The following is a 23,964-nucleotide window of genomic DNA, read 5'->3' as shown; positions in this document are numbered from 1 at the left end:
GAGCACATCGTTTCCTTTTCATCATAACGCCTCGTCCTGCTCTACGCTATATCTTTGCTTTTTTAAAGGAAAAAAGCAAAGGATGCCGCTGCGATCAGGGCTAGATAGGACTTTTTGTTTTTCAGAAGAAGGAGAGCAAGTATTGATTTGGTATTCAATGTCATTTTGGTTAGTCTATAAATCAAAAATCCACCAAAATATAAGGTAAAAAACTTTATATACGGTGGAGTTAGCTTGTAGCTGAAAGCCAAGGTTTAGTCAATACGATTTACTTTTCCGCTGTGAATATCGTAAATCATTGAGACCACTTCAATTTTCTTTTGATTGATAAATTCATTCATCACTATTTTATTCGCCGAATGTTTGATGTTTGCTTTAATGCATTCTTCTATATTGTTTTTAGAAGGGTTCGAAATTTGTTTTTCCTCCTCTTCATTTTTGATGGTATTAATTATAGTTTCAATATGATCGTGTTTCATATTAGTTTTTTCAGAATTTACACTTTCAACATAAGCTTTTATAGCGCCACATTCAGTATGTCCTAAAACAATTATAAGTTTCGTTTGTAAATGTTCAACAGCATATTCTACACTTCCCATAGCATAATCAGACATCAGATTTCCTGCATTTCTTATCACAAATAAATCACCAATCCCTTGGTCAAAAATAATCTCAGGGCTTACTCGGCTGTCTGCGCAAGTAATCACTACAGCAAACGGATGTTGTGAATTTTCAGTAGCTAAAATTGCTTTTTTATTTTGTCTAGGATGCAGCGTTTGATTGTTTAAAAAACGTTGGTTCCCTAATAAAAGTTTGTCCATTTTAGAAATCGGAGTAGTAGTTTTTAAGGTCTCATTACAACTTGTTGCCATAAAAAGCATTAATAGACCGACCAGTATATTTTTCATTTGATTTAAATTTTAATTACGCATTAATTTACAAATTTTGATTGTGATGTACTATTTTGTAAGGGCATAATTAAACATATAAAACATTGTTAATCAATTATTTGCGAAATATTTTTAACACTTTTTTTTCGAAAACGATTCCGTATTTTGTAAAAACCGTCTAAAAAGGAAAGTAAGGCTTAATTTTTGAATAATAATTCTAAGGATGCCGCTGCCATCAGAGCTAGATAGGACTTTTTGTTTTTTAGAAGGTATTTTTACTTTTTAAATTACTAGAATTGAAATTTAAAATATCACTAATTTAGGTGAGGAGGTTGTAAGTTACAATGTTGTATTTTTGGATAAAAGAAAATCAAATATGAGAAAAATATTAATATTGTTGCTTCTTTATATTCCTATGCTAAAAGCTCAAGATTTAAGTAATGAAATTATTAAACTTGAGAAGAGTAGAAAAGGTTTTGTTGATATGATTGATTCTTTAAAAGATTCTATTGCTAAAATTGATAAGAAAATTAATTTGATTAAATCTAAAGAAATTTTAGAAGCAGTTAAGGATTCGACATTAACTGCAATTGTTTCTAAAGATGCTAAATTGAGGAAAAGACCATTTCCAATGGATGACGTAATTTATATTTTTAAAGAGGATAAAAACGTTTTAATTTTGGATTATCAAGATGAATATTTTGGAGTATGTGTTGATTCAGTTTGTGGATATGTTAATGAATTATGGGTTAAACGCAATCAAAAGGTAAATGATTTAATTAATGTTAGGATTAAAGAAAAAAAAGAATTAGAAAAAATTAAAGAGGAAAATAAACTTAAAAAAGCGAATAAAGAATATGCCGCTATTGAAGCGAAAAACATTAAGAAATATGGACAAGCACTTTATGCTAAATTAAAAAAAGGAATGGTTTGGATTGGAATGACAGATGATATGTTGCTAATTGCTTTAGGTAGCCCAAATCAAATTAATAGAACAGTTGGGAAATGGGGGGTTCACGAACAATGGGTGTATGAGAGGGAGTATTATTATTTTGAGAATGGAATAATGACATCATACCAGGATTAAATATAAAAATGATATATTATAACAAACAAAAAGCCTTAAAAAACATTCGTTTCTAAGGCTTTTTTGTGAATAAGATGAGGATTCTACCTTATGACCTCTTGACTGCATTGCTACTATAAACTCGTTTATTTGAAAATTTAGAGTAAATATTTTTTTATTGTCAAACAAAAAAATGTTATTTTTATGTTTTAGTAAACTGAAAATCAATATTTTAATTGTGTAATTGCTATAATAACCGGTTTGTTGCAAACAAACACCATAAGCAAAAATCGAATTGGCAAAGCATACCACAAATGACAGCTTAAAAATAAATTTTACATATATGAAAAAGTCAATTTTAACATTCGTCTTATTAATGTGTTTAGGGTTATCTTCAAAAGCACAGATTTCTTTGAATGATGTAAATAAAGCAGCTACAGTTGGGAGCAAAGCTGCATTGTCTTCATTTGATGTAAGTGGTATTAGCTCACAAATTTTGGGTACATTGAAACCTAAACTTCAATTGACGCCAGAACAAGTGCCTCAAGTAACTTCAATTGTTACAGAACTATTGAATAAAAAGAAAAATGCATTGCCAATGATGGCTTCCAACAAAGCGGGTTATAGTTCTGTTATGTCGGGCATTCAAAGTGCTTTTCCTTCAAAAATGAAAACAGTTTTGAAAGCTCAACAGTATGCAACGTTACTAGGTTTAATGCCGAAAACTCCAAGCGCTACAAATATATTGTCGAAGTTGTTGTTTTAGCTAATTATTTAGAATTAGGATACCATAATCATTTATATCCTATTTTGAGTATAAAAATGTACTGCAAATGTGTATACAACTTTGGTGATTAGTAAGTTTAGCACTTTTGATTTGTCTTGATAATCAATAAAAAAGCCTTAAAAACATTCGTTTTTAAGGCTTTTTTGTGGAGAAGATGGGGCTCGAACCCACGACCTCTTGACTGCCAGTCAAGCACTCTAGCCAACTGAGCTACATCCCCATGACTATGTCGCAAATATAGTATTTTAATTAGTGAATACACAAATTTATGCTTCACAAAAATGCTTTAGCTTTAAAAAAAGAAGTGGGTTATGGAAATAATTTTAACTTTACGCTAAAATAAAAAGTATGTCACAAATGATTGCCTCAGGCACACTTACCACAACGATTGCCAATGGTATTGCCACACTTAGCTTTGGTCACCCCGCCAGTAATTCTTTTCCTAAAGCCCTTTTGCAGCAACTCACAGTAGCGATTCAGGAAGTAAGTACTAATGATGCAGTTCAGGTGGTGGTACTACAGAGTGAAGGTACAGGGGTTTTCTGTGCTGGTGCCTCTTTTGATGAGCTTTTAGCGGTTAGTACAGAAGCAGAAGGAGCGATTTTCTTTTCAGGATTTGCGCATGTAATCAATGCGATGCGTACATGTCCAAAAGTGATTATTGGTCGGATTCAAGGCAAAGCCATTGGAGGTGGAGTTGGTATTGCTGCTGCTTGTGATTATACCTTGGCAACTCGTCAGGCAAGTATCAAATTATCAGAACTCGCCATCGGAATTGGCCCTTTTGTGATTGAACCTGCGGTGAGTCGTAAAATAGGCAAAATGGCGATGTCCCAAATGACCTTGGCGGCTCAAGAATGGAAATCGGCCGAGTGGGCACAACAACAAGGTTTGTATGCCGCTACTTTTGAAACGCTTCCGGAATTAGACGAAGCCGTGCAACAAATGGCCACACAACTAGCTGGATACAATCCGCAAGCCTTACTCGAAATCAAGAAAGTATTTTGGGAAGGTACTGATCATTGGGCAACTTTGTTGCTAGAACGTGCCGCAATTTCAGGACAATTGGTGCTTTCTGATTTTACCAAAAACGCTTTACTTCAATTTAAAAAATAACAACAATGACTTCTTTTTCTTTACTTCAAAAAGTAGATGTAGCCAAAAAAATAGCCCAAGCTCCTGATAAGAGTTACGAAATAGGAGTGGTAATTGGCTCGTATTTGCCTTTCGTTGTTTTGGTTGGATTTGCTTATTGGATGTATTACCGAGCAAAAAAAAGAGACGAAAACCGCTAAAATTCCTTAAATTTGCTGCCAAATTCAATACAGATGAGTAATATCAGAATCACCAAAAAATTTAGTTTCGAAACCGGTCATGCTTTGTATGGTTATGATGGGAAATGCAAAAATGTACATGGTCACAGCTACAAGTTATCAGTAACCGTAATTGGTTCTCCAATAACCGATCGGTCGAACGTAAAATTAGGAATGGTGATTGATTTTACCGATTTGAAAAAAATCGTAAAAGAAGAAGTAGTAGATCAATTTGACCACGCTACCGTTTTCAACCAAACGACTCCTCATATTGAATTGGCTAAAGAATTAAAAGACCGTGGACATCACGTGATTTTGGTCGATTATCAGCCTACCAGCGAGAACATGATTGTTGATTTTGCGGAACGAATCAAAAGCCGATTACCAGAGGGAATTAACTTATTCTCTTTAAAATTACAAGAAACAGAATCCTCTTTCGCAGAATGGTTTGCTAGCGATAATGTATAGAAATAGATACTTTTCAAATTTCATCCCAAAATTTCTGGACCAAATTCCAAATTAAATTGCATGACTTCAATCTCCAAAAAAATATATTTCGCTTCTGATCAGCATTTTGGTGCACCTACGCCTGAGTTGAGTTTTCCTAGAGAACAAAAATTTGTAGCTTGGCTTGACGAAGTAAAGAAAGATGCCGAAGCTATTTTTTTATTGGGTGATTTATTCGATTTTTGGTTCGAATACAAAACCGTGGTTCCCAAAGGATTTGTTCGCGTTTTAGGTAAATTGGCCGAGATTCGCGATAGCGGTATTCCAATTTATTTCTTCGTCGGGAATCATGATTTATGGATGAACGATTACTTTGAAAAAGAACTGAATATTCCTGTTTTTCATGATAATCAAGAATACACTTTTCATGGAAAAACCTTTTTGGTAGGACACGGAGACGGTAAAGGACCCGGAGATTTAGGCTACAAACGCATGAAAAAAGTGTTTACGAATCCATTCTCAAAATGGTTGTTTCGTTGGTTGCATCCTGATCTAGGTGTTGGACTAGCACAATACCTTTCAGTTAAAAACAAATTAATTTCTGGAGCCGAAGATGTTACTTTTTTAGGCGAAGACAACGAATGGTTAATTCAATATGCCAAACGAAAATTAGAAACCAAGCATTACAATTATTTAGTTTTCGGACACCGCCATTTACCAATGAAATACACCGTTGGAGAAAACGCCGAATACGTCAATCTAGGCGATTGGATAACTTATTTTACATACGGCGTTTTTGATGGAACTACTTTTGAAATCAAAAAGTGGGAGGGAACCAATTAGGAAAGTAACACTTGTTGATTGTTTTGGTAATCCCCAGAATTTTTTTTTTGATAGCTTCTTAACTTCTATTTTTCGTGTGCTTCTAAATCCTTTTGTAAATCCAGCTTTCTAAAAGTAGGCGATACAAATCCTGTGACCAATACTGTAAGCAAGGTCATACTTCCTCCAAAAACTACGGCCGTTACCGTTCCCATTAGTTTTGCCGTAACACCACTTTCAAAAGCACCCAATTCGTTTGAAGAACCCACAAAAATGGAGTTCACTGCCGAAACGCGTCCGCGCATATCATCGGGTGTTTTGAGTTGTAAAATTGTTTGGCGAATCACCACAGAGATACCATCAAAAATACCACTAAAGAACAACGCAACTACTGAAAGCCAATACAAAGTAGAAAGTCCAAAGACGATAATACACACGCCGAACCCAAAAATAGCAATCAAGAGTTTCATCCCAGCATTTTTATTCATAGGCACATAAGCCGATACAAACATCGTTATAAAAGCGCCTACAGCTGGTGCAGCTCTCAAAACGCCAAATCCTTCTGGACCAACTTTTAAAATGTCTTGGGCAAAAATAGGCAACAAGGCTACTGCTCCGCCAAACAAAACCGCAAACATATCAAGTGAAAGGGATGATAAGATAGCAGGATTGTTGAATACAAATCGTACACCCGCTTTCAAACTTTCTTTAACGGGTTCACCAATTTTCTTATTTAAAATAGGTTTGGATTCAATTTGAGTCAAGGCAATTATTGATAAGATAGAAAAAGCGATCACAATACATAACGACCAATGCACACCAATCCAATGGATAGAAAAACCCGCTACAGCTGGACCTACTACCGAACCAACTTGCCAAACAGATGAGCTCCAAGTAGCAGCATTAGAATAGGCTTTTTTCGGAACAATTAGTGACAAAAGTGAAAAAATGGTGGGGCCCAAAAATGAACGAACAATTCCTCCTAGAAATACCATAAAGTAAATGGCATACAAAACGGTATCCATATTCCAACCTGAAACGACAGGAGGCCAAGTCAACAAAAACAAACCGATACTTATGATTGAAAAGCCTGCAATGCATTTAAAGAGCAAACTTTTCTTCTCTTTTTGATCTACAATATGACCCGCAAATAATGCCATAGCTACCGCTGGAATAATTTCCATTAGGCCAATAATTCCCAACGATAAAGGATTTTTTGTTAAGCTATATACTTCCCACTCAATAATGATAAATTGCATGGACCAGGCAAAAACCATCGCAAAACGTAACAATAAAAAAGTATTGAATTCTTTATAACGCAAAGCTGCGTACGGGTCGTTTTTTGTTTTCATTTTTAGATTCTAATGTCTTTCAATCGCAATTGTAATTCAATTTTGTCATTCCATTCGTTTTCGTCTATACAATAAGCTGCTTCAAACGGTCTTTTGTTTTTTATCATTTCATATTTTTTTCCTAATCCAAAACCAATGGCAGGAATTCCCTCTGAATTATTTTGGCGTACAAATAGTTTCAAATGTTCTTCTTCTTTTCCCATAGGTTTTCCATAACCAGTATCAACAACATTTTTAGATACAAAAACGGGCGTCATATTTTGAGGACCACAAGGCTCAAATTGTTTTAAAATGCGTGTAAATTTAGGGGTAATTTCATCAAAATCGACTATGGCATCTATAGAAATTTCAGGTTCTAGCCATTCAGGAGCAATAGTCTCTTGTACAACTTTTTCAAAGGCTTCTTTAAAAGCTTCATAATTTTCGGGTTTCAAGGTCATTCCTGCAGCATACATGTGCCCTCCAAATTGTTCCAAATGTTCTCCGCAAGCTTCGAGCGCATTGTATACATCAAATCCTCTTACCGAGCGGGCAGATGCGGCATATTTATCGCCACTTTTGGTAAACACCAAGGTAGGACGATAATAGGTTTCTATCAATCGAGAAGCGACAATTCCAATCACGCCTTTGTGCCAAGTTTCTTGAAAAACTACCGAAGTAAATCGGTTTTGTTCGCCATTTTCTTCAATTTGGTTCAGCGCTTCTTTTGTAATTTGTTGGTCCAAATCTTTGCGTTCGGCGTTGTACGCTTCAATTTCTGAAGCAAATTGCTGCGCTTGTTCAAAATCAAATTCGGTCAACAATTCTACGGCATGATTGCCGTGTTTGATGCGGCCCGCAGCGTTGATTCTCGGCGCAATTATAAAAACCACATCCGTAATATCTAGTGTTTTTTTCTTGAGTTGATGTGTCATCGCCTTAATTCCAGGACGAGGGTCGCTATTAATTACTTGCAATCCAAAATATGCCAAAACCCTATTCTCTCCAGTCATCGGCACTATATCAGCTGCAATGGCTGTAGCCACCAAGTCAAGATACGGTATCAAATCATCAATGGTTTGGTTGCGGTTAGCTGCCAATGCTTGAATGAGTTTAAAACCAATGCCACAACCACACAATTCGTCGTACGGATAGTCACAATCGGCCCTTTTTGGGTCCAAAATCGCAACGGCATCAGGCAATTGCTCTCCAGGACGGTGATGGTCGCCAATAATAAAATCGATATTCTTTTCTTTGGCATACGCCACGTGGTCAATAGATTTTATCCCACAATCTAGCGCTATTATTAGCGAAAAACCGTTGTCATCGGCAAAATCAATTCCTTTAAACGACACACCGTAGCCTTCATCATAACGATCCGGAATATACGTGGCAACATTGGGGTAAAAACTTTTCAAATAGCCCGAAACCAAAGAAACAGCCGTTGTTCCATCTACATCATAATCCCCAAAAACCAAAATATTTTCCTCGTTTGCTATGGCTTTTTCAAGTCTTGCCACCGCTTTATCCATATCTTTCATCAAATACGGATCATGTAAATCGTTTAATGAGGGGCGAAAAAATTGTCGTGCTTCTTCAAATGAAGAGATACCTCTTTGTAGTAATAAAGTAGCAATTGTTTTTGAAACTTGTAAGGCAGTTGCTAATTCATTTATTTTTTCTTCTTCTGGTTTGGGTTTGAGTGTCCAACGCATGCTGTTTTAGGTTTTGTATAGTGTTAATTAGGCGTATAATTTATTTTTTTAGGAACCAAAGCAAAAGGCTTTTCAGGAAACATGGGTCCCGCTATCCGCTATATCTTTGTTTTTTTAAAAGAAAAAAACAAAGGATGCCGCTGCTATCGGGGTTAAAGAGCCACAAATTGCCTTTTTGTTGGCATTTTAAAATGGTCTTTAGACTATATTTAGGATTAGTTTTGTTGTCTGTAAACAACAATTATTGTTGTTTCATTGTCAAAGGTTCTCCATAAAAAGCAATGCCATCCCAACCCGTTTTCATAAAATTACGAATATTTTGATGGTCTGTGCCATCTGGATTTTTCAAGACATCTTCAGTATAAAAAGCCCCAAAACAAGCCAGTGTTGTTTCTGCGGTTAAGTTGTGGAGTTGCGCAAAGGCAAATACTTTGCATGAACCATTATTTTCGTTAGCCATATTGTGTTGCAATCCGTTCTCAAAGGCTGTTGGTTCAAAATCATAATTAGCTTCAATAACAGCGATAGTTTCTTGAAAGGTAATCTCGTTTGGGGTGTTTTTTAATTTTTCTAAAAAGGCAGTTAGGCTCATATTTTCGATTTTATTATTCTTCTGAAAATTTACTTTTTTTGGTTTCTTTGGTTATCGGTTTTCCTCCAACCACCACTACGATTTCTCCTCTAGGTGCGGTTTTTTCAAAGTGAGTTAGTACTTCTTTTACCGTTCCGCGTACGTTTTCTTCATGCATTTTAGACAATTCTCTCGATACACAAACGGGGCGGTCTTCGCCAAAATAAGTAACAAATTCACTTAAAGTCTTTACTAATTTATGAGGAGAAACATAAATAATCATTGTTCTCGTTTCTTCGGCCAAAGCCAAATAACGGGTTTGTCTTCCTTTTTTATCAGGTAAGAAACCTTCAAATACAAATTTGTCATTCGGCAAACCACTATTGACTAAAGCAGGTACAAATGCGGTTGCGCCTGGTAAGCATTCTACAGCAATACCGTTTTCAATACAAGCTCTAGTAATCAAAAAACCAGGGTCCGAGATGGCGGGTGTTCCAGCATCCGAAATCAAAGCGATGGTTTCGCCTCCTTGCAATCGACTAATTATGTTTTCGATGGTTTTGTGTTCATTATGCATGTGATGGCTGTGCATGTGAGTGCTAATCTCAAAATGTTTGAGCAATTTGCCACTGGTTCGGGTGTCTTCGGCCAAAATCAAATCGGCTTCTTTGAGAATGCGAATCGCTCGAAACGTCATGTCTTCGAGGTTGCCAATTGGAGTGGGTACGATATATAGTTTAGACATATTTTAAAAAGTTAAAACACGAAATCCGCTATAAAACGAAGTTCGTGTTTGATAAATGGGTATTGATTTATAGAGTGAGTAGAATCAGTTACAAGAATTTCTTCTCTACAATTTCCATGAATCGATTCGCGTAATCGTCTTTTCCTTCCCAGTTGTTATAATCAGGTTTTACCATTTCGTCAATAAACGTTTTGGTTTCGTAGAAATTATTAAAACTATTCAACTGACTCAACACACGATTATAGTCTTCATTGCTATTGCCAAAAAGATGTTTTACAAAACCTATGCGGTCATTCAAGTCAATTGAAATTCCTTTGGCTAGTTTGTCATTCAATGATTTTGCTTTATTTTCTTTTTCTTCGGTAAGTGTTTCTACTTTGTCAAAAGCCAAATCAAAAGCTGTGGTTGTATTCGTTTTAGTAGTTTCAATACTGTCGACTTTTACGAATTGCGCTTCGGAATAGTTCCCTCCCAATAACTCTTCAAAAGAGATTTGAACCACTTCTTTTTTGGCTGTAACTTCTTCAACTTTGGTAGTGGTGTTTTCTGTAGGAGTTGTAGTTTTTTCAAAAATTGGAACAAAGGATGTTGGATTCTTTTGTTCTTCTTCTAAAGATTCAGTTTCACTTGTTAGCGCTTCTATTATACTTTCTTCAGGTGCAATGCTATCTAAAATTTTATCTACAGTAGCTGTAGTTTCACTATTGATATCTTTAGTATTATCATCAGTTTTGACCACTTCTTCTGTTGCTGTTACATCGGTTTTAATCTCAGGTAAATCAAAGGCTTTCTCTATTTCTGCTTCTATTGCTGCCTGACCTATGGTTGGTTTGACATCCCCTAGGTTTTCTTCGACAAACTTTAAAATCGCCAGTTTTTCGTATAGTTTTTGGGTTTCTAAGAACAGCACATTCACATCCGACTTGTTTTTAAGTTGTAGAATTCTGTGCGCAATGCTAACTAAATCAGCCTCCAATCTTTTTTTCATAACTTTTGGTATTATAGTGAGTAGGGTGTGTCTTTTTTAATAAATTTGTTCCCATTACAAAGTAATAAAAACTATTCATTTTTAAAGGTAGAAAAATACAAAATGTTTCTCGAAAATACAGTAAATCATAAAGAACAATTTGGTTGGATAGAAGTCATATGTGGCTCCATGTTTTCGGGTAAAACAGAAGAACTCATTCGCAGGTTAAAACGAGCTCAGTTTGCCAAACAACGAATTGAAATTTTCAAGCCTTCTATCGATACGCGCTATCACGAGGAAATGGTGGTGTCGCACGACGAAAATGAAATCCGTTCTACACCCGTTCCTGCAGCAGCTAATATTGCACTTTTGGCGCAAGGATGTGACGTTATTGGCATTGACGAAGCTCAATTTTTCGATGATGAAATTGTTACGGTCTGTAATGATTTAGCCAATCAAGGAATTCGCGTAATTGTGGCTGGGTTAGATATGGATTTTAAAGGGAATCCTTTTGGTCCGATGCCTGCACTGATGGCTACTGCGGAGTATGTGACCAAAGTACATGCGGTGTGCACTCGAACAGGAAATTTAGCAAATTACAGTTTCAGAAAAACAGACAATGACAAACTCGTTATGTTGGGGGAAACAGAGGAATATGAACCCTTAAGTCGAGCTGCTTTTTATCATGCGATGCACGACGATAAAGACAAAAAATAATATAGCACTATAAAAATTCCAACAACTCGTTGGGATTTTTTTATTACATTTTCTTCCGCATTCTTGCCACCGGAATATCGAGTTGTTCTCTATATTTGGCTATGGTTCTTCTGGCAATTGGATAGCCTTTTTCTTTTAAAATTTCGGCCAATTGGTCATCGGGAAGTGGTTTGTGTTTGTCTTCTTCTTCGATGGTGTTTTTTAGAATTTTTTTAATTTCTAAAGTTGAAACTTCCTCGCCTTGGTCGTTCATCATCGCTTCTGAGAAAAATTCTTTGACTAATTTGGTGCCATAAGGTGTTTCTACATATTTGCTATTGGCGACTCTAGAAATGGTCGAAATATCTAGTCCCACCATGTCGGCGATGTCTTTTAGAATCATTGGTTTTAACTTGGTTTCATCACCGTCTAGGAAAAATTCTTCTTGGTAATGCATAATCGCATTCATAGTCACAAAAAGTGTTTCTTGACGTTGACGAATGGCATCGATAAACCATTTCGCCGAATCCAATTTTTGTTTGATAAACTGAACCGCTTCTTTTTGTTGGGTCGATTTGTCTTTCGATTCTTTATACGTCTGCATCATTTCTTGATAATCTTTCGAAACGTGCAATGACGGAGCGTTTCGTCCATTCAATGTTAATTCCAATTCACCATCCACAATTCTGATGGCAAAATCAGGAACTATATTTTCGGTAACTTTACTGTTACCTGCAAAAGAACCTCCTGGTTTTGGGTTCAATCGCTCAATTTCGTATATCGCTTTTTTTAGTTGTTCGTTAGAGACACTGTATTTTTGCATCAATTTTTCATAATGCTTTTTGGTAAAAGCATCAAATTGATTTTCAATAATATCAATCGCTAATTCAATATACTCTGTAGGTGTTTTGTGTTTGAGTTGCAAAAGCAAGCATTCTTGTAAATCTCTAGCGCCAACTCCTGTAGGTTCCAATTCGTGAATAACGTGAAGCAAGCGTTCTACATTTTTTTCATCGGTATAGATTCCTTGTGTAAAAGCTAAATCATCTACTATGTCTGGGATACTTCTTCTAATGTAACCCATATCATCAATACTTCCCACCAAGAATTCTGCTATTTCACGATCTTCGTCGTTAAGGATAAAAGTGTTGAGTTGGTTGATTAAATCTTGATGAAAACTAATGGGTGCCGCAAAAGGAGTCTCACGGTCTTCATCGTCATCGCTATAATTATTGACTTGGGTTTTGTAATCTGGGATATCGTCACTGCCTAAATAATCATCGATATTGATGTCATCGGCTTCTATTCTATCTGATTCTGCATCATCATAATCGTCGTAGTCTTCAGATTCAAATTCGTCTTTCTCGTAGTCGTCTTCCTTACCGGCTTCAAGAGCTGGATTTTCGTTCATTTCTTCTAACAAACGTTGTTCAAATGCTTGCGTAGGCAATTGAATTAACTTCATCAACTGAATTTGCTGTGGAGATAATTTCTGAGATAATTTTAAATTTAAAAATTGCTTTAGCATTTTTTTTAATAGTTTAAAGGTTTAAGGTTTAAAGGTTTAAAGTTGTTGTGTTGTAGGCAACAACTTTAAACCATTTTAAACTACAGTAAACTTTTTTAAAATTCCGCATTCATTGGTGTTCTTGGGAAAGGAATCACATCACGAATATTGGTCATTCCAGTTACAAACAATACCAATCTTTCGAATCCAAGACCAAAACCAGAGTGTACTGCCGAACCAAAACGTCTGGTATCTAAGTACCACCATAATTCTTCTTCGTCAATGCCTAAGGCTTTCATTTTTTCTACCAAAACATCGTAGCGTTCTTCTCTTTGTGAACCTCCTACAATTTCTCCAATACCAGGGAAAAGAATATCCATTGCACGAACTGTTTCTTTTCCAGGTTCTGTGTTATCATTTAAACGCATATAAAATGCTTTGATGTTGGCTGGATAATCAAACAAAATCACTGGACATTTAAAGTGTTTTTCCACCAAGTAACGTTCGTGTTCTGATTGTAAATCAGCGCCCCATTCGTTAATGATATATTGGAATTTTTTCTTCTTGTTCGGAGTTGAATTTTTCAAAATTTCGATAGCCTCAGTATATGAAACGCGTTTGAAATTGTTTTCTAACACAAAGTTCAATTTCTCCAACAATGTCATTTCGCTTCTTTCGGCTTGTGGTTTTGATTTTTCTTCTTCTAACAAACGTCCTTCTAGGAATTTCAAATCCTCTGGACATTTATCCATAGCATATTTAATCACAAATTGAATGAAATCCTCAGCCAAATCCATATTGTCATCCAAATCATTGAAAGCCACCTCTGGCTCAATCATCCAAAATTCAGCCAAGTGACGAGAAGTATTCGAGTTTTCAGCTCTAAACGTAGGACCAAAAGTATAAATCTGACCCAACGCCATAGCAAATGTTTCGCCTTCTAATTGTCCAGAAACCGTCAAGTTGGTCTCTTTACCAAAGAAGTCTTTTTTGTAATCTACTTTTCCTTCCTCTGTTCTTGGTGTGTTGTCAAAAGGCAAAGCGGTTACTTTAAACATTTCACCCGCACCTTCAGCATCCGAACCAGTAATAATTGGCGTATTCACATACACAAAACCTTTCTCCTGAAAATACGTGTGCACCGCGTGAGCCAAAACCGAACGAACGCGCATAATCGCACCAAAAGCATTCGTTCTTACTCTCAAATGCGCATTCTCACGCAAGAATTCCAAAGAGTGTTTTTTAGGTTGCATTGGGAATTTCTCCGCATCTGAGTCTCCCAAAATTTCCAATTGTCTTACCTGAATTTCATATTTTTGACCTGCACCCTGGCTTTCTACTAACGAGCCAATAACCGAAATAGCAGCGCCAGTCGTAATGCGTTTTAGTGTTTCATCTGGTGTATTCTCAAAATCAACCACACACTGAATATTATTAATAGTAGAACCGTCATTCAGCGCAATAAACTGATTATTTCTAAACGTTCTCACCCATCCTTTTGCATTAACCTCCTGAAGTATCGTTGTACTGTTTAATAAGTCTTTAACTTTTGTGTGTTTCATCTTAATTTTAGATTTTTAAATTTAAATACGCGCTCAAAACAAAAATCGGTGCTTTAAGCGTTATGCAAATATAATTGTTTTGTGTTTATTTTTTAGGAGCTATTTCCCGCTTTTCGTTACAATCTTGTTCCATAAATACTATTTTTCTTGACAAAAAAGGAGCTTCCGCTGGTCGCTCTTTTTTGTCAAGAAAAATTAGTCTTTATTTTCACAAGGATTTCCACTACAATCGGGGCTAGGGCAGTAGGGGTAACCAGTCGTTTCTAGTTTTACAATCCTTGCAACAATTGATGACTTAGCTCATTGCCGCTAATCGTAATGATGTATAAATTTCCAAAAACAGTATCATCAATTGGCGCATACACCTTTTGATTGATGATTCTATTCACCAAATCAGGCGTTGTATTACTATGACCTACAATCAAAATAGCTTGACCTTTGTGCTCTTTTTTGAGTTGTTCAAGGTCGAGAGTTTTGGGGTCATATTTTATAATCTCCAAATTTTTACTAGTGGCAGTTGGAGTAGCGGTTTGTATTGTTCTCAAAAAATCAGTACTGTACACTGCTTTTAGCGGAACTTGAGCTAGAATCGTTTTCCAATGTTCGGCGCGTTCCAAACCTACTTTAGACAAATTAGGATTTTTAGAGTTGTCTACTTTTTCGGCGTGGCGAATCAAGTAAATTGTCGTCGTTTGGCCAAAAGCACCAAACGTTAAGAGCATAAAAACGAAAACGTATAAAATCTTTTTCATATATGTAAATTTTATTTTTTATCGTTGGTTAGCGAGTCAATCTCTTCATCAGAACGTTCGATGATGTCAATCTTAGGTTCAATAAATTCTTGCTCATTGGCCAAGGTTTTATTCAAAGTTAGCACCAAAGCTGGAAGCAACATCAAATTCGACAACATACCAAATAATAAAGTCAACGAAATCAATCCACCTAGTGCAATCGTACCTCCAAAACTAGACAACATAAACACCGAAAATCCAAAAAACAACACAATCGACGTATAAAACATACTCAATCCCGATTCGTTAAACGTAGCATACACTGATTTTTTGATTTTCCAATTGTTCTTCTTCAATTCCTCGCGGTATTGCGACAAGAATCGGAGGGTATCATCTACCGAAAGTCCAAAAGCAATTCCAAACACCAAAATAGTCGAAGGTTTTAAAGGAATATCCAAAAAGCCCATCAAACCAGCCGTTAAGAATAAAGGCAATAAATTTGGGATGATAGAAACCAATATCATTTTGAACGAACGGAACATAAATCCAATCAAAAGCGCCGTTAAGAAAAAGGCAAAAATCAGTGACGAGAGCAAGTTGTCAAGCAAGTAGCCCGTACCTTTTTGAAATACCAAAGCTTTACCAGTTATGATAACATTGTAGCGTTCTTTCGGAAACAATTTATCGGCTTTCTTTCTTATTTCTTCTTCGATTTTGGCAATTTGGTCTCCGTTTTCATCGCGCATAAACGTGGTGATTCGGGCATATTGTCCAGTACTATCCACATAGCTTTTCATTAGATTTTCTTTGCTGTTGGCAGTAGCATTTTTAGCATACGAAAGGATAAAAGCTTGTTCTTGCGAGGTTGGCAATTCATAATAATCAGGATTGCCATTGTAGTAAGCTTGTTTGGAATATTTCACCAAATTCACAATCGAAATAGGTTTTGATAATTCGGGAATTTCCTCAATCGCAGTTTCTAGTTCTTCCATACGTTTTAGAGTAGATAGTTTCATCACTCCTTTTTTACGTTTGGTGTCAATCATTATTTCGAGTGGCATCACACCATCAAATTCTTTTTCGAAGAAAACTATATCTTGAAAGAATGCTTCTTTTTTAGGCATATCTTCAATCAAACTACCCGAAATGCGCATCTCATAAATACCGATAATACTAAACACAAGTAAGGCGACAGAAGCGACATAAATTGAGAAACGATTGGTTTTGATAGTTTTAAGAATCCAATCCATAAATTTTTTCACGGAACCTCTGTCCAAATGTTTCAGGTGTCTTTCTTTAGGAGGATTCAAGTAACTGTGAAAAATTGGAATCAATATTAAACTCAAGAAAAACAAAGCCATAATATTGATTGAGGTTACCACGCCAAATTCCAACAATAAATTATTGTTCGAAGCGACAAAAGTGGCAAAACCAATGGCTGTGGTCAAGTTGGTCATCAAGGTAGCCATTCCAATTTTGGTGGTAACTCTTTGCAGGGCTTTGGCTTTGTTGCGGTGTACTTTAAACTCTTGATGATACTTATTTGTCAGGAAAATACAATTCGGAATCCCAATCACAATAATCAATGAAGGAACTAGAGCCGTCAAAATAGTAATTTCGTAATTGAATAGTCCCAGAAAACCAAACGACCACATTACACCGATAATTACAATTACAATAGAAATTAAAGTCGCTTTGAAACTTCTGAAAAAGAAGAAAAACAATAACGAGGTAATCAATAACGAAGCGCCAATAAAAATACTAATCTCGTCGGTAATCGTTTTGGCATTCAACGTTCGAATGTAAGGCATCCCCGAAACGCGAAGGTCAATTTTGGTTTCTTTTTCAAAAGTGGTTATCGCAGGGATTAATTTTTCTAATACAAAGGTTTTGCGAATTTTTGTGTTCACGATTTTTTTGTCTAGATAAATCGCCGAGCGAACACTTCCAGACCGTTTGTTGAACAATAATCCTTCATAAAAAGGAAGGTCATTGAACAGCTCTTTTTTGATGGTTTGCAAATATTTTGGATTGAGAGCTTTCGATTCGTCTACAAAAGGAACCAATTCGAATTTTTCTAAAGCTTCGTTTTTTTGTAGTTTTTTCAAATCATTGAGCGAAACGACTAAGTCTGCCTCCTGATTTTTTTTGATGGTATTCATCAATTTACTCCAAGCGGCATAGGCTTTTGGCGTAAAAAAAGTGGAGTCTTTTACTCCTATAATTATCAAATTCCCCTCTTCTCCAAATTTGTCCAAAAAGGCATTGTATTCTACATTCGCAATGTTGTCATCGGGCAACATATTCGCTTCGGTAAACGTAAAATGAATATTTTTCCATTGCAGTGCCAAGAAGACGGTAATCGCTGCAATGATAGAGAGCATTAAAATTCTATTTCTAAGGACAATACGGGCAATGAGCTCCCAAAAACCCAAACTAAACCATTTAATCATTTTCAGTAGTTAAAAAGCTGTAAAGGTAACGAAACCTCGATTAAAAAGGTAGGGAATTGACAGTTTGGTTGTAGTTTTTTTTTGGTCCAAAGAAAAATCTTTAAATTTTGGTTAATATTCTCATTCCTGATATAATTCTTATATTTGATTTTCTCATCTTTGTTAAATGAGCAATTCATTATAGCCAAAAATAAATAAATGAAGAATTACAAAAATACCCTGTTTTATCTAGCTGTTACTGGAGGTTTTTCCGCCTTAATGTATTGGATTATACAAAACGGGAAATTACTTGAAGGAACGGATGTCAAAAAAACAACCGTAGGACCCAAAGATGCCTGGTTGGATTTTATCGCATCTATGCAGCATAGTTTTCAAGAACCTTTGGCCATACTTTTGGCACAAATCATCACCATAATTATCGTAGCCAGAGTCTTTGGTTGGATTTTTAAAAAAATTGGACAACCGTCTGTAATTGGTGAAATCATTGCAGGTATAGCTTTAGGGCCATCTTTATTAGGAACTTATTTTCCAGAGTTTTCGGGAGTTTTGTTTCCTGTAGAATCTCTCGGTAATCTAAAATTCTTAAGCCAAATCGGATTGATACTTTTTATGTATGTGATTGGTATGGAGTTAGATTTGAAGGTGCTAAAAAATAAAGCCAACGATGCCGTAGTAATCAGTCACGCTAGTATTATTTTTCCGTTTACACTCGGAATTGGTTTAGCGTATTTTGTATATGACCAATTTGCACCCGATGGAGTAAAATTCCTCTCGTTTAGTTTGTTTATGGGAATTGCTATGAGTATAACAGCATTTCCGGTTTTAGCTCGAATTGTACAAGAACGCGGCATTCATAAAACAAAATTGGGAGCCATCGTAATCACTTGTGCCGCCGCCGATGACATTACAGCTTGGTGTTTGTTGGCTGCCGTAATTGCTATTGTAAAAGCGGGCTCTTTTGTGAGCTCTCTATACGTAATTTCTTTGGCTGTTGGATTTGTGTTGATTATGCTTTTGATTGTCAAACCGTTCCTCAAACGAATTGGAGATTTGTATGCAACCAAAGAAGCGATAAGTAAACCCGTTGTAGCTATCTTTTTTGTCACCCTTATTATTGCGTCTTATGCAACAGAAGTAATCGGAATACATGCTCTTTTTGGAGCATTTATGACAGGTGTGATTATGCCAGATGTGGCTAAATTCAGAATCGTTTTTATTGAAAAAGTAGAGGACGTATCTGTGATTTTACTTTTGCCTTTGTTCTTTGTATTCACAGGTTTACGAACCGAAATAGGTCTAATCAACGACCCTTATTTATGGCAAGTTACGGGTTTCATCATCTTGGTAGCTGTAGTAGGTAAGTTTTTTGGTAGCGCTTTTGCGGCCAAATTTGTGGGGCAAAATTGGAGAGATAGCTTAACCATCGGTGCATTGATGAATACTCGTGGCTTGATGGAATTAATAGTACTAAACATTGGTTTAGAGTTGGGAGTGTTGACACCAGCGGTATTTACTATGATGGTAATTATGGCATTGGTCACTACTTTTATGACTGGACCAGCTCTTAACTTAATCAATTTCATTTTCAAGACCAAAGATGATGTTGAGGTAGAAGAACTAGAACAATCCAAAGTATATCGCGTTTTGATTTCTTTTGGTAACAACGAAAAAGGAAGGTCACTGCTGCGTTTGGCCAATAGTTTAGTCCGTAAACAAAAAGACGCTTCGGTAACGGCTATGCATTTATCCGTAAGTAACGAAATGCATCCTTTTGCTTTAGAAGACAAAGAAACTGCGGCATTTTTACCGATTCAAGAGGAATCTAGAATTTTAAAACAAGAAGTGACCACCATCTTCAAAGCTACAGTCGACATCGAAACAGAAATCACCGATATCGCCAATCAAGGCGAATACGACCTTTTATTAGTAGGACTCGGAAAATCTATTTTTGAAGGAACTTTGCTCGGAAAAGTAATTGGTTTTACGACTAGAATTATTAATCCAGAGCGATTAATGGATAAATTCACTGGAAAAGAAGGCTTGTTTGCGAATTCTCCTTTTGACGAAAGAACCCGCCAAATTTTGCTCAAAGCCAAGATGCCTGTGGGAATCTTAATTGACAAAGATTTACAAAAAGTAAACACCATTTTTATCCCCATCTTCAGTGCCGAAGACGCTTTCTTGATTGATTACGCTCAAAAACTCATCCATAATAATAAGTCCAAAGTAGTCGTCTTGGATGTCAACGGACACATCAAATCAAATTTTGTAATCGGTAGCGCCATAAGTTCATTGGAACATAAATTCCCAAACAACATCACCTTGTATGGCGAAAAAATCATCAAAAAAGAATTCCTAGCCGAGCAAGATTTGATGATGATTAGCCTTGAAAGCTGGAAAGCACTTGTGGATTCCAGAAGCGTTTGGTTGAGCGGCGTTCCGTCAGTATTAATCATAAAACCATAGTATGAACTGGATTTTGTTACTAATTGCTGGCCTTTTCGAAGTAGGATTTACCACTTGTTTGGGCAAAGCCAAAGAAACTCAAGGTACCGAAGCCACCTACTGGTTTCTCGGTTTTTTGGCCTGTCTCACCATCAGTATGTCCTTAGTTTACAAAGTCACACAAACCCTCCCCATCGGAACCGCTTATGCCGTTTGGACAGGAATAGGCGCTGCAGGAACCGTACTCGTCGGACTCTTAGTCTTCAAAGAACCCGCTACTTTTTGGCGTATTTTCTTCCTGCTTACCCTCATTGCTTCCATTATAGGATTAAAAATGGTTTCCGAGCATTAAGTTAAATTTGGGCGTGCCACCATAAAACAAAGAGAGCCATTCAACTAACTATTGAATGGCTCTCTTTGTTTTATGCTGTCGGGCTCTACGCTATATCTCTTGGGGCGAACCCCGCCCCAAGAGGATGCCGCTTCTATCCCTCACGCAAAACTTGCGAACCTTGCGTTTTTCCCTTTGCGAACCTTGCGTATAAAACCAATAGTAAAATATAAGTCATATGTGAATTGTCAAAGCACCACTTTCTTGAAATCTGAGTTAGAATCCCAAATTCAAAATAAAATTAATTTTCACCGCAATATTATCTTGGAATTTAGCCAATTGGTTCGGTCCATAACGGTAAAAACCACTTAGTCCAATGCCGTTATAAATTTGGTTCAACTCGATTCCCGATTCAAAAAAACCATCTCGTAGGGTTTTGTAGTTAATGCCAACGTGCTGCTCTGGTTTTTCCATATCGCCCCATCCCATTCGGCTCACCACGACCAAGTTGGGTTTTACTTTTTTCAACAAATGAATGCGATTAAAACTGTGCTTGAACTGAAAATAAGCAAACTTACTAGAGAAAAACTCATTAAAAAACATCGTTTCAAAACTGTTTTTACCCGCAAAAGTCACACGCTGAATAATCGTTTCTTTATTCAAATTATTCGGCGAAGTATTGTACAAATGTGTCAAAGGTAAGTCGCCAATAGTATAACCTGCTTCAAAGAGTAAACTCGTTTTTTGACCGTTCAAGTAGTTCTTTTGATATTCGGTTTTAAAATCGATTTTACTAAACTCAAAATCATTTTTGCCCACATTTGGTAACGATTTGGTAAACTGAAACGTAAATTTTGGGTATCTTTTTTCGGTTTCAATTCTTCCCGTTGGCGTTTGCATATAATCACTAAATGGATTCCAACGCAACGAAACCATAGCCGTAGTCAAATTGTATTTCGTAAAGAGTTTGCCGTCTAGATTATAGGCATAATTAAACTTTGGCTCTACAAAAGTGTTTGAGAGTTCCCATATACTTTCGGTTTTTGGAATAAACTTGGTTTCTACGCCCGTTTTCCACGTTTGATAATGGTAAAAAGTACTAATGTTGATAGGTCTTGGGTCGTAAATTTTGAATGCTCTTCGGTCAACAGTCCAAGTGGTACTCGCTATTTCTCGTACATCATCCGTAAACGAAACGCCCCACCAAGTATTCGAGAACTTATTGATTCGGGTACCAATGCCTAAACTGTATTTAAAAGTCCCGTCTTTTGTGCCGTAAGCGCTATAGCCTTCAATTTTCCATTTTTTAGAAAAGCGGTCATTGGTAATACCCCCAACGCCTAAACGAAAACCTTCGTAGTTGTTGAAGCTTACAAACTTTCTTAAATCAAAATCAATCACACTAATAGGCACATAGCCATTGATGATTTTTCTGCCAAACAGCAGTTTACTTTCAATGCCATTTTTTATCGAAATGCTATCTACAGCAGCATAGGTTTTTTGACTGCGTAAATCCAATTTCTCTTTTCTATACATTTCCCAAAAATCATCCGATCGATTGATAGCGTCTTCTTGTATGTCAATCGCTATCGTTGGTTGTTTGATTTGGACAGCTTTGTTGTATGCTATATCGAAATTGTAACTTTTGGAGATCAGATAACTAATATCGGTAGCTTCCTTTTTTCGCGGTTTGAATCCTTCTTCAATATCGCCATCAAACTGTATGGTTCCGCCAAGAATCTTAATGTCATCGTCGCTTTTTCCTTTTACAATTTGGAACGTCTTGGCCGAGGGGAACCAAATTTTTTCGGCAGGCAAATACACAAATTCGTGAGTCCCGCTGATGTCCAATACTCCTCTTATGCGCATAATGGCCTTAGCAATCGCATAAGAATTCGTGTCTATATATAAAACCCCTTCGAGCCCTGCAGCATTTTTCTTTTTCTTGTTTTTGAAATAAATCATATAGGTTGTCCTGCCATCAATGGCTACCGAATCCAGTAGTTTGTAGTTGTAATGTTCTGGTGCGTCATCGGCTATAGGACTATTGTATTTGGTTTCGAACAACTCATATTTGGGTTCATAAATCGAAAAAGATTGCAAATTGAACGCGATGATTTCATAAATCGGTTGCTTGAAGCCAGCCATTTTGGTTCCTAAAATAACTTCTTTTAAGTGGGTATTTTGGTACTGAAAAAGCGATACTTTCTCCGTTTGAAACAAATGCTGCTTACTGATAATTTCTTTAAACTTGTAGTTAGACGAATCTACTTTTACCAGTTCTCTACCATACGTTTTGTCTACAAAAACCGAATCAATTTTGCCGTTAATCGAGTCAGGATTCGCGGTAACAAGGAGTTTGTTATAGGATTTAAACGAAAAACTATTGTTTTTTTGCTGCGGATTGTTGACGGATTTGGCCGCTATAGCTTTTCGAATAATTTGCAAAGCCACATTTTCTTTGGGAATCAACACTTCATTCAAATCATTGGATTTTTCTTGTAAGGCCACTACATAAAACGTTTTGTTGGGCGTGATGACTTGTTGGAAAGGCGTGTAACCCAAATAAGAAACCGTAAAATCCAAAATAGTACTGGGACTCAAAAGCTGAAATTTTCCATCTACATCCGAGATGGTTTGTACACCCGTGTTGCTCGTAATGCTCGCAAAAGGCAAAGGTTGATTCGTCTTCGCGTCTTTCACCAAACCATTCCATTGGAATTGCGCCTGCAGTGAGAACGTAAAAAGTAGCAACAACCAACTCAATTGCTTCATAAGCGTGTATTTTGAACCCAAGCGATTTTTGTATTAGATTGACAAAAATAGCACAAAAAAACCGTCTCCATGATACTTTTGGAGACGGTTTAGTATATGTTTGTTGAGAAAGTTACACTTTCATAATTTCGGCTGCCATAACAGCTAGCAATTCATCGATTTTTTTGATGAAAGCAGCAGAAATACATTTAATTCATTACATCTGGATCGATTCCTTTATGTGTCATTATCCATTTTGATTTATTTTTTTTCATGATTGCAGTATATGTTTTAGAACTGAAGTAACTTGATATGTTAACTGTAAAAATCAAATATTTTTTGTTTTGGTAATAAATGGGTTCCGAAAAACTATATACCATGAGTTCATAATTGTTATATTTTTCATTAATAGCTTGTATTCTTTTCTCTGTTTTTACAGTTTCTAGAACAACTTTGTGGTTTTTGAAATCCTCTTTTAACCAATATTTATCAGTACACCATATTAAAATACCTGTTTTACAGTTGTTCTTATATGTTTTCCGTAAAGTTTTGAAGTCTTTCTCTTTAATAAAAGTGGGGTCTCCAGTGCCATTTCCGTCAATATCTATCAAGATAATATCCTTTTTACTTAAAATATTTAAAGTTTCATTGTTACTTATTTTTTCTTTGGCTACGTATATAACTTGAGTAGGGTCCTTAAAAATGGTTTCTAAGTAATCATTGAGGGCTTTGTTTTTCTCATTTACTGTTTGTGTCCATCCTTTACATGAAAAGCAAAGAGTTACCATTAAAGTGAGGGTAAGGCTAAAGATATTTTGTTTCATTTTTCAT

21 protein-coding genes and 1 tRNA gene are annotated in these 23,964 nt (G+C 36.2%); 9 read left to right on the top strand and 13 right to left on the bottom strand.

What is annotated here, in order from left to right; genetic code table 11:
• Positions 1–254: 254 nt before the first annotated feature.
• Positions 255–908 carry a carbonic anhydrase gene (locus ACZ1AQ_RS02020; protein WP_489631276.1) on the bottom strand — a complete coding sequence of 218 codons (654 nt, stop codon included), beginning with the start codon at positions 906–908 and terminating at the stop codon, positions 255–257.
• A gap of 358 nt (positions 909–1,266) precedes the next feature.
• Here ACZ1AQ_RS02020 and ACZ1AQ_RS02015 point away from each other — a divergent pair, with 358 nt between their 5' ends.
• Together ACZ1AQ_RS02015 and ACZ1AQ_RS02010 are read left to right on the top strand one after the other, a co-directional pair.
• Positions 1,267–1,977 carry a hypothetical protein gene (locus ACZ1AQ_RS02015; RefSeq protein WP_489631275.1) on the top strand — a complete coding sequence of 237 codons (711 nt, stop codon included), beginning with the start codon at positions 1,267–1,269 and terminating at the stop codon, positions 1,975–1,977.
• Between the two features lie 322 nt (positions 1,978–2,299).
• Complete coding sequence (locus ACZ1AQ_RS02010) at positions 2,300–2,722, top strand: hypothetical protein (protein ID WP_489631274.1); 423 nt, start codon at positions 2,300–2,302, stop codon at positions 2,720–2,722.
• Between the two features lie 167 nt (positions 2,723–2,889).
• Here the strand turns inward: ACZ1AQ_RS02010 and ACZ1AQ_RS02005 are convergent.
• Positions 2,890–2,963 (bottom strand) — tRNA-Ala (locus ACZ1AQ_RS02005).
• A 128-nt stretch (positions 2,964–3,091) separates the two neighbouring features.
• Between ACZ1AQ_RS02005 and ACZ1AQ_RS02000 the strand changes: the two genes are divergently transcribed.
• Genes ACZ1AQ_RS02000 through ACZ1AQ_RS01985 form a run of 4 tightly spaced genes read left to right on the top strand, consistent with a single transcriptional unit; the run spans position 3,092 to position 5,346 of the window.
• Positions 3,092–3,859 carry an enoyl-CoA hydratase/isomerase family protein gene (locus ACZ1AQ_RS02000; RefSeq protein WP_489631273.1) on the top strand — a complete coding sequence of 256 codons (768 nt, stop codon included), beginning with the start codon at positions 3,092–3,094 and terminating at the stop codon, positions 3,857–3,859.
• A 5-nt stretch (positions 3,860–3,864) separates the two neighbouring features.
• Complete coding sequence (locus ACZ1AQ_RS01995; protein WP_315147805.1) at positions 3,865–4,038, top strand: hypothetical protein; 174 nt, start codon at positions 3,865–3,867, stop codon at positions 4,036–4,038.
• Between the two features lie 33 nt (positions 4,039–4,071).
• Entirely contained in the window at positions 4,072–4,524 is a 453-nt protein-coding gene (locus ACZ1AQ_RS01990; protein WP_489631272.1) for a 6-pyruvoyl trahydropterin synthase family protein, read from the top strand.
• Between the two features lie 60 nt (positions 4,525–4,584).
• Positions 4,585–5,346 (top strand): UDP-2,3-diacylglucosamine diphosphatase, encoded by a 762-nt coding sequence (locus ACZ1AQ_RS01985; protein ID WP_159689801.1) that lies wholly within the window; start codon positions 4,585–4,587, stop codon positions 5,344–5,346.
• 65 nt (positions 5,347–5,411) lie between these two features.
• Here ACZ1AQ_RS01985 and ACZ1AQ_RS01980 read toward each other — a convergent pair whose 3' ends face one another.
• The 5 genes from ACZ1AQ_RS01980 to ACZ1AQ_RS01960 all read right to left on the bottom strand — a co-directional run bounded on the left by ACZ1AQ_RS01980 (position 5,412) and on the right by ACZ1AQ_RS01960 (position 10,675).
• Positions 5,412–6,677 (bottom strand): MFS transporter, encoded by a 1,266-nt coding sequence (locus ACZ1AQ_RS01980; RefSeq protein WP_489631271.1) that lies wholly within the window; start codon positions 6,675–6,677, stop codon positions 5,412–5,414.
• 2 nt (positions 6,678–6,679) lie between these two features.
• The gene (gene recJ, locus ACZ1AQ_RS01975; protein ID WP_489631270.1) at positions 6,680–8,371 is read right to left on the bottom strand and encodes a single-stranded-DNA-specific exonuclease RecJ; all 1,692 of its coding nucleotides are present in this window, start codon (positions 8,369–8,371) and stop codon (positions 6,680–6,682) included.
• A gap of 241 nt (positions 8,372–8,612) precedes the next feature.
• Positions 8,613–8,963 (bottom strand): HopJ type III effector protein, encoded by a 351-nt coding sequence (locus ACZ1AQ_RS01970; RefSeq protein WP_489631269.1) that lies wholly within the window; start codon positions 8,961–8,963, stop codon positions 8,613–8,615.
• A gap of 13 nt (positions 8,964–8,976) precedes the next feature.
• Complete coding sequence (gene rsmI / locus ACZ1AQ_RS01965; protein WP_489631268.1) at positions 8,977–9,687, bottom strand: 16S rRNA (cytidine(1402)-2'-O)-methyltransferase; 711 nt, start codon at positions 9,685–9,687, stop codon at positions 8,977–8,979.
• 88 nt (positions 9,688–9,775) lie between these two features.
• On the bottom strand, positions 9,776–10,675 hold the full coding sequence (locus tag ACZ1AQ_RS01960; protein ID WP_489631267.1) for a DUF8457 domain-containing protein: 900 nt from the start codon (positions 10,673–10,675) through the stop codon (positions 9,776–9,778).
• 102 nt (positions 10,676–10,777) lie between these two features.
• Here ACZ1AQ_RS01960 and ACZ1AQ_RS01955 point away from each other — a divergent pair, with 102 nt between their 5' ends.
• Complete coding sequence (locus ACZ1AQ_RS01955) at positions 10,778–11,371, top strand: thymidine kinase (RefSeq protein ID WP_064715865.1); 594 nt, start codon at positions 10,778–10,780, stop codon at positions 11,369–11,371.
• A 43-nt stretch (positions 11,372–11,414) separates the two neighbouring features.
• Here ACZ1AQ_RS01955 and rpoN read toward each other — a convergent pair whose 3' ends face one another.
• The 4 genes from rpoN to ACZ1AQ_RS01935 form a co-directional block, all read right to left on the bottom strand.
• Complete coding sequence (gene rpoN / locus ACZ1AQ_RS01950; protein WP_489631266.1) at positions 11,415–12,878, bottom strand: RNA polymerase factor sigma-54; 1,464 nt, start codon at positions 12,876–12,878, stop codon at positions 11,415–11,417.
• A 95-nt stretch (positions 12,879–12,973) separates the two neighbouring features.
• Positions 12,974–14,419 (bottom strand): asparagine--tRNA ligase, encoded by a 1,446-nt coding sequence (gene asnS, locus ACZ1AQ_RS01945; RefSeq protein ID WP_489631265.1) that lies wholly within the window; start codon positions 14,417–14,419, stop codon positions 12,974–12,976.
• Positions 14,420–14,688: 269 nt separating this feature from the next.
• Positions 14,689–15,171, bottom strand: a complete 483-nt coding sequence (locus ACZ1AQ_RS01940; RefSeq protein ID WP_489631264.1) for a SixA phosphatase family protein — start codon at positions 15,169–15,171, stop codon at positions 14,689–14,691.
• Between the two features lie 11 nt (positions 15,172–15,182).
• Positions 15,183–17,603, bottom strand: a complete 2,421-nt coding sequence (locus tag ACZ1AQ_RS01935; protein WP_489631263.1) for an efflux RND transporter permease subunit — start codon at positions 17,601–17,603, stop codon at positions 15,183–15,185.
• Positions 17,604–17,801: 198 nt separating this feature from the next.
• On the opposite strand from ACZ1AQ_RS01935, the gene ACZ1AQ_RS01930 reads away from it, so the two are divergent.
• On the top strand, positions 17,802–20,069 hold the full coding sequence (locus tag ACZ1AQ_RS01930) for a cation:proton antiporter domain-containing protein (protein ID WP_489631262.1): 2,268 nt from the start codon (positions 17,802–17,804) through the stop codon (positions 20,067–20,069).
• Position 20,070: 1 nt separating this feature from the next.
• A complete protein-coding gene (locus tag ACZ1AQ_RS01925; protein WP_159689846.1) occupies positions 20,071–20,400 on the top strand; it encodes a DMT family transporter in 330 nt (109 codons plus the stop codon).
• 255 nt (positions 20,401–20,655) lie between these two features.
• Here the strand turns inward: ACZ1AQ_RS01925 and ACZ1AQ_RS01920 are convergent, their stop codons facing one another.
• A complete protein-coding gene (locus ACZ1AQ_RS01920; protein WP_489631261.1) occupies positions 20,656–23,154 on the bottom strand; it encodes a DUF5686 family protein in 2,499 nt (832 codons plus the stop codon).
• A gap of 188 nt (positions 23,155–23,342) precedes the next feature.
• On the bottom strand, positions 23,343–23,957 hold the full coding sequence (locus tag ACZ1AQ_RS01915) for a hypothetical protein (protein WP_489631260.1): 615 nt from the start codon (positions 23,955–23,957) through the stop codon (positions 23,343–23,345).
• Positions 23,958–23,964 lie beyond the last annotated feature (7 nt).

This window comes from Flavobacterium sp. UM26 (assembly GCF_057922445.1).
The sequence above is the reverse complement of the archived record's forward strand: the minus strand, read 5'-3'. Positions and strand labels throughout refer to the sequence as shown.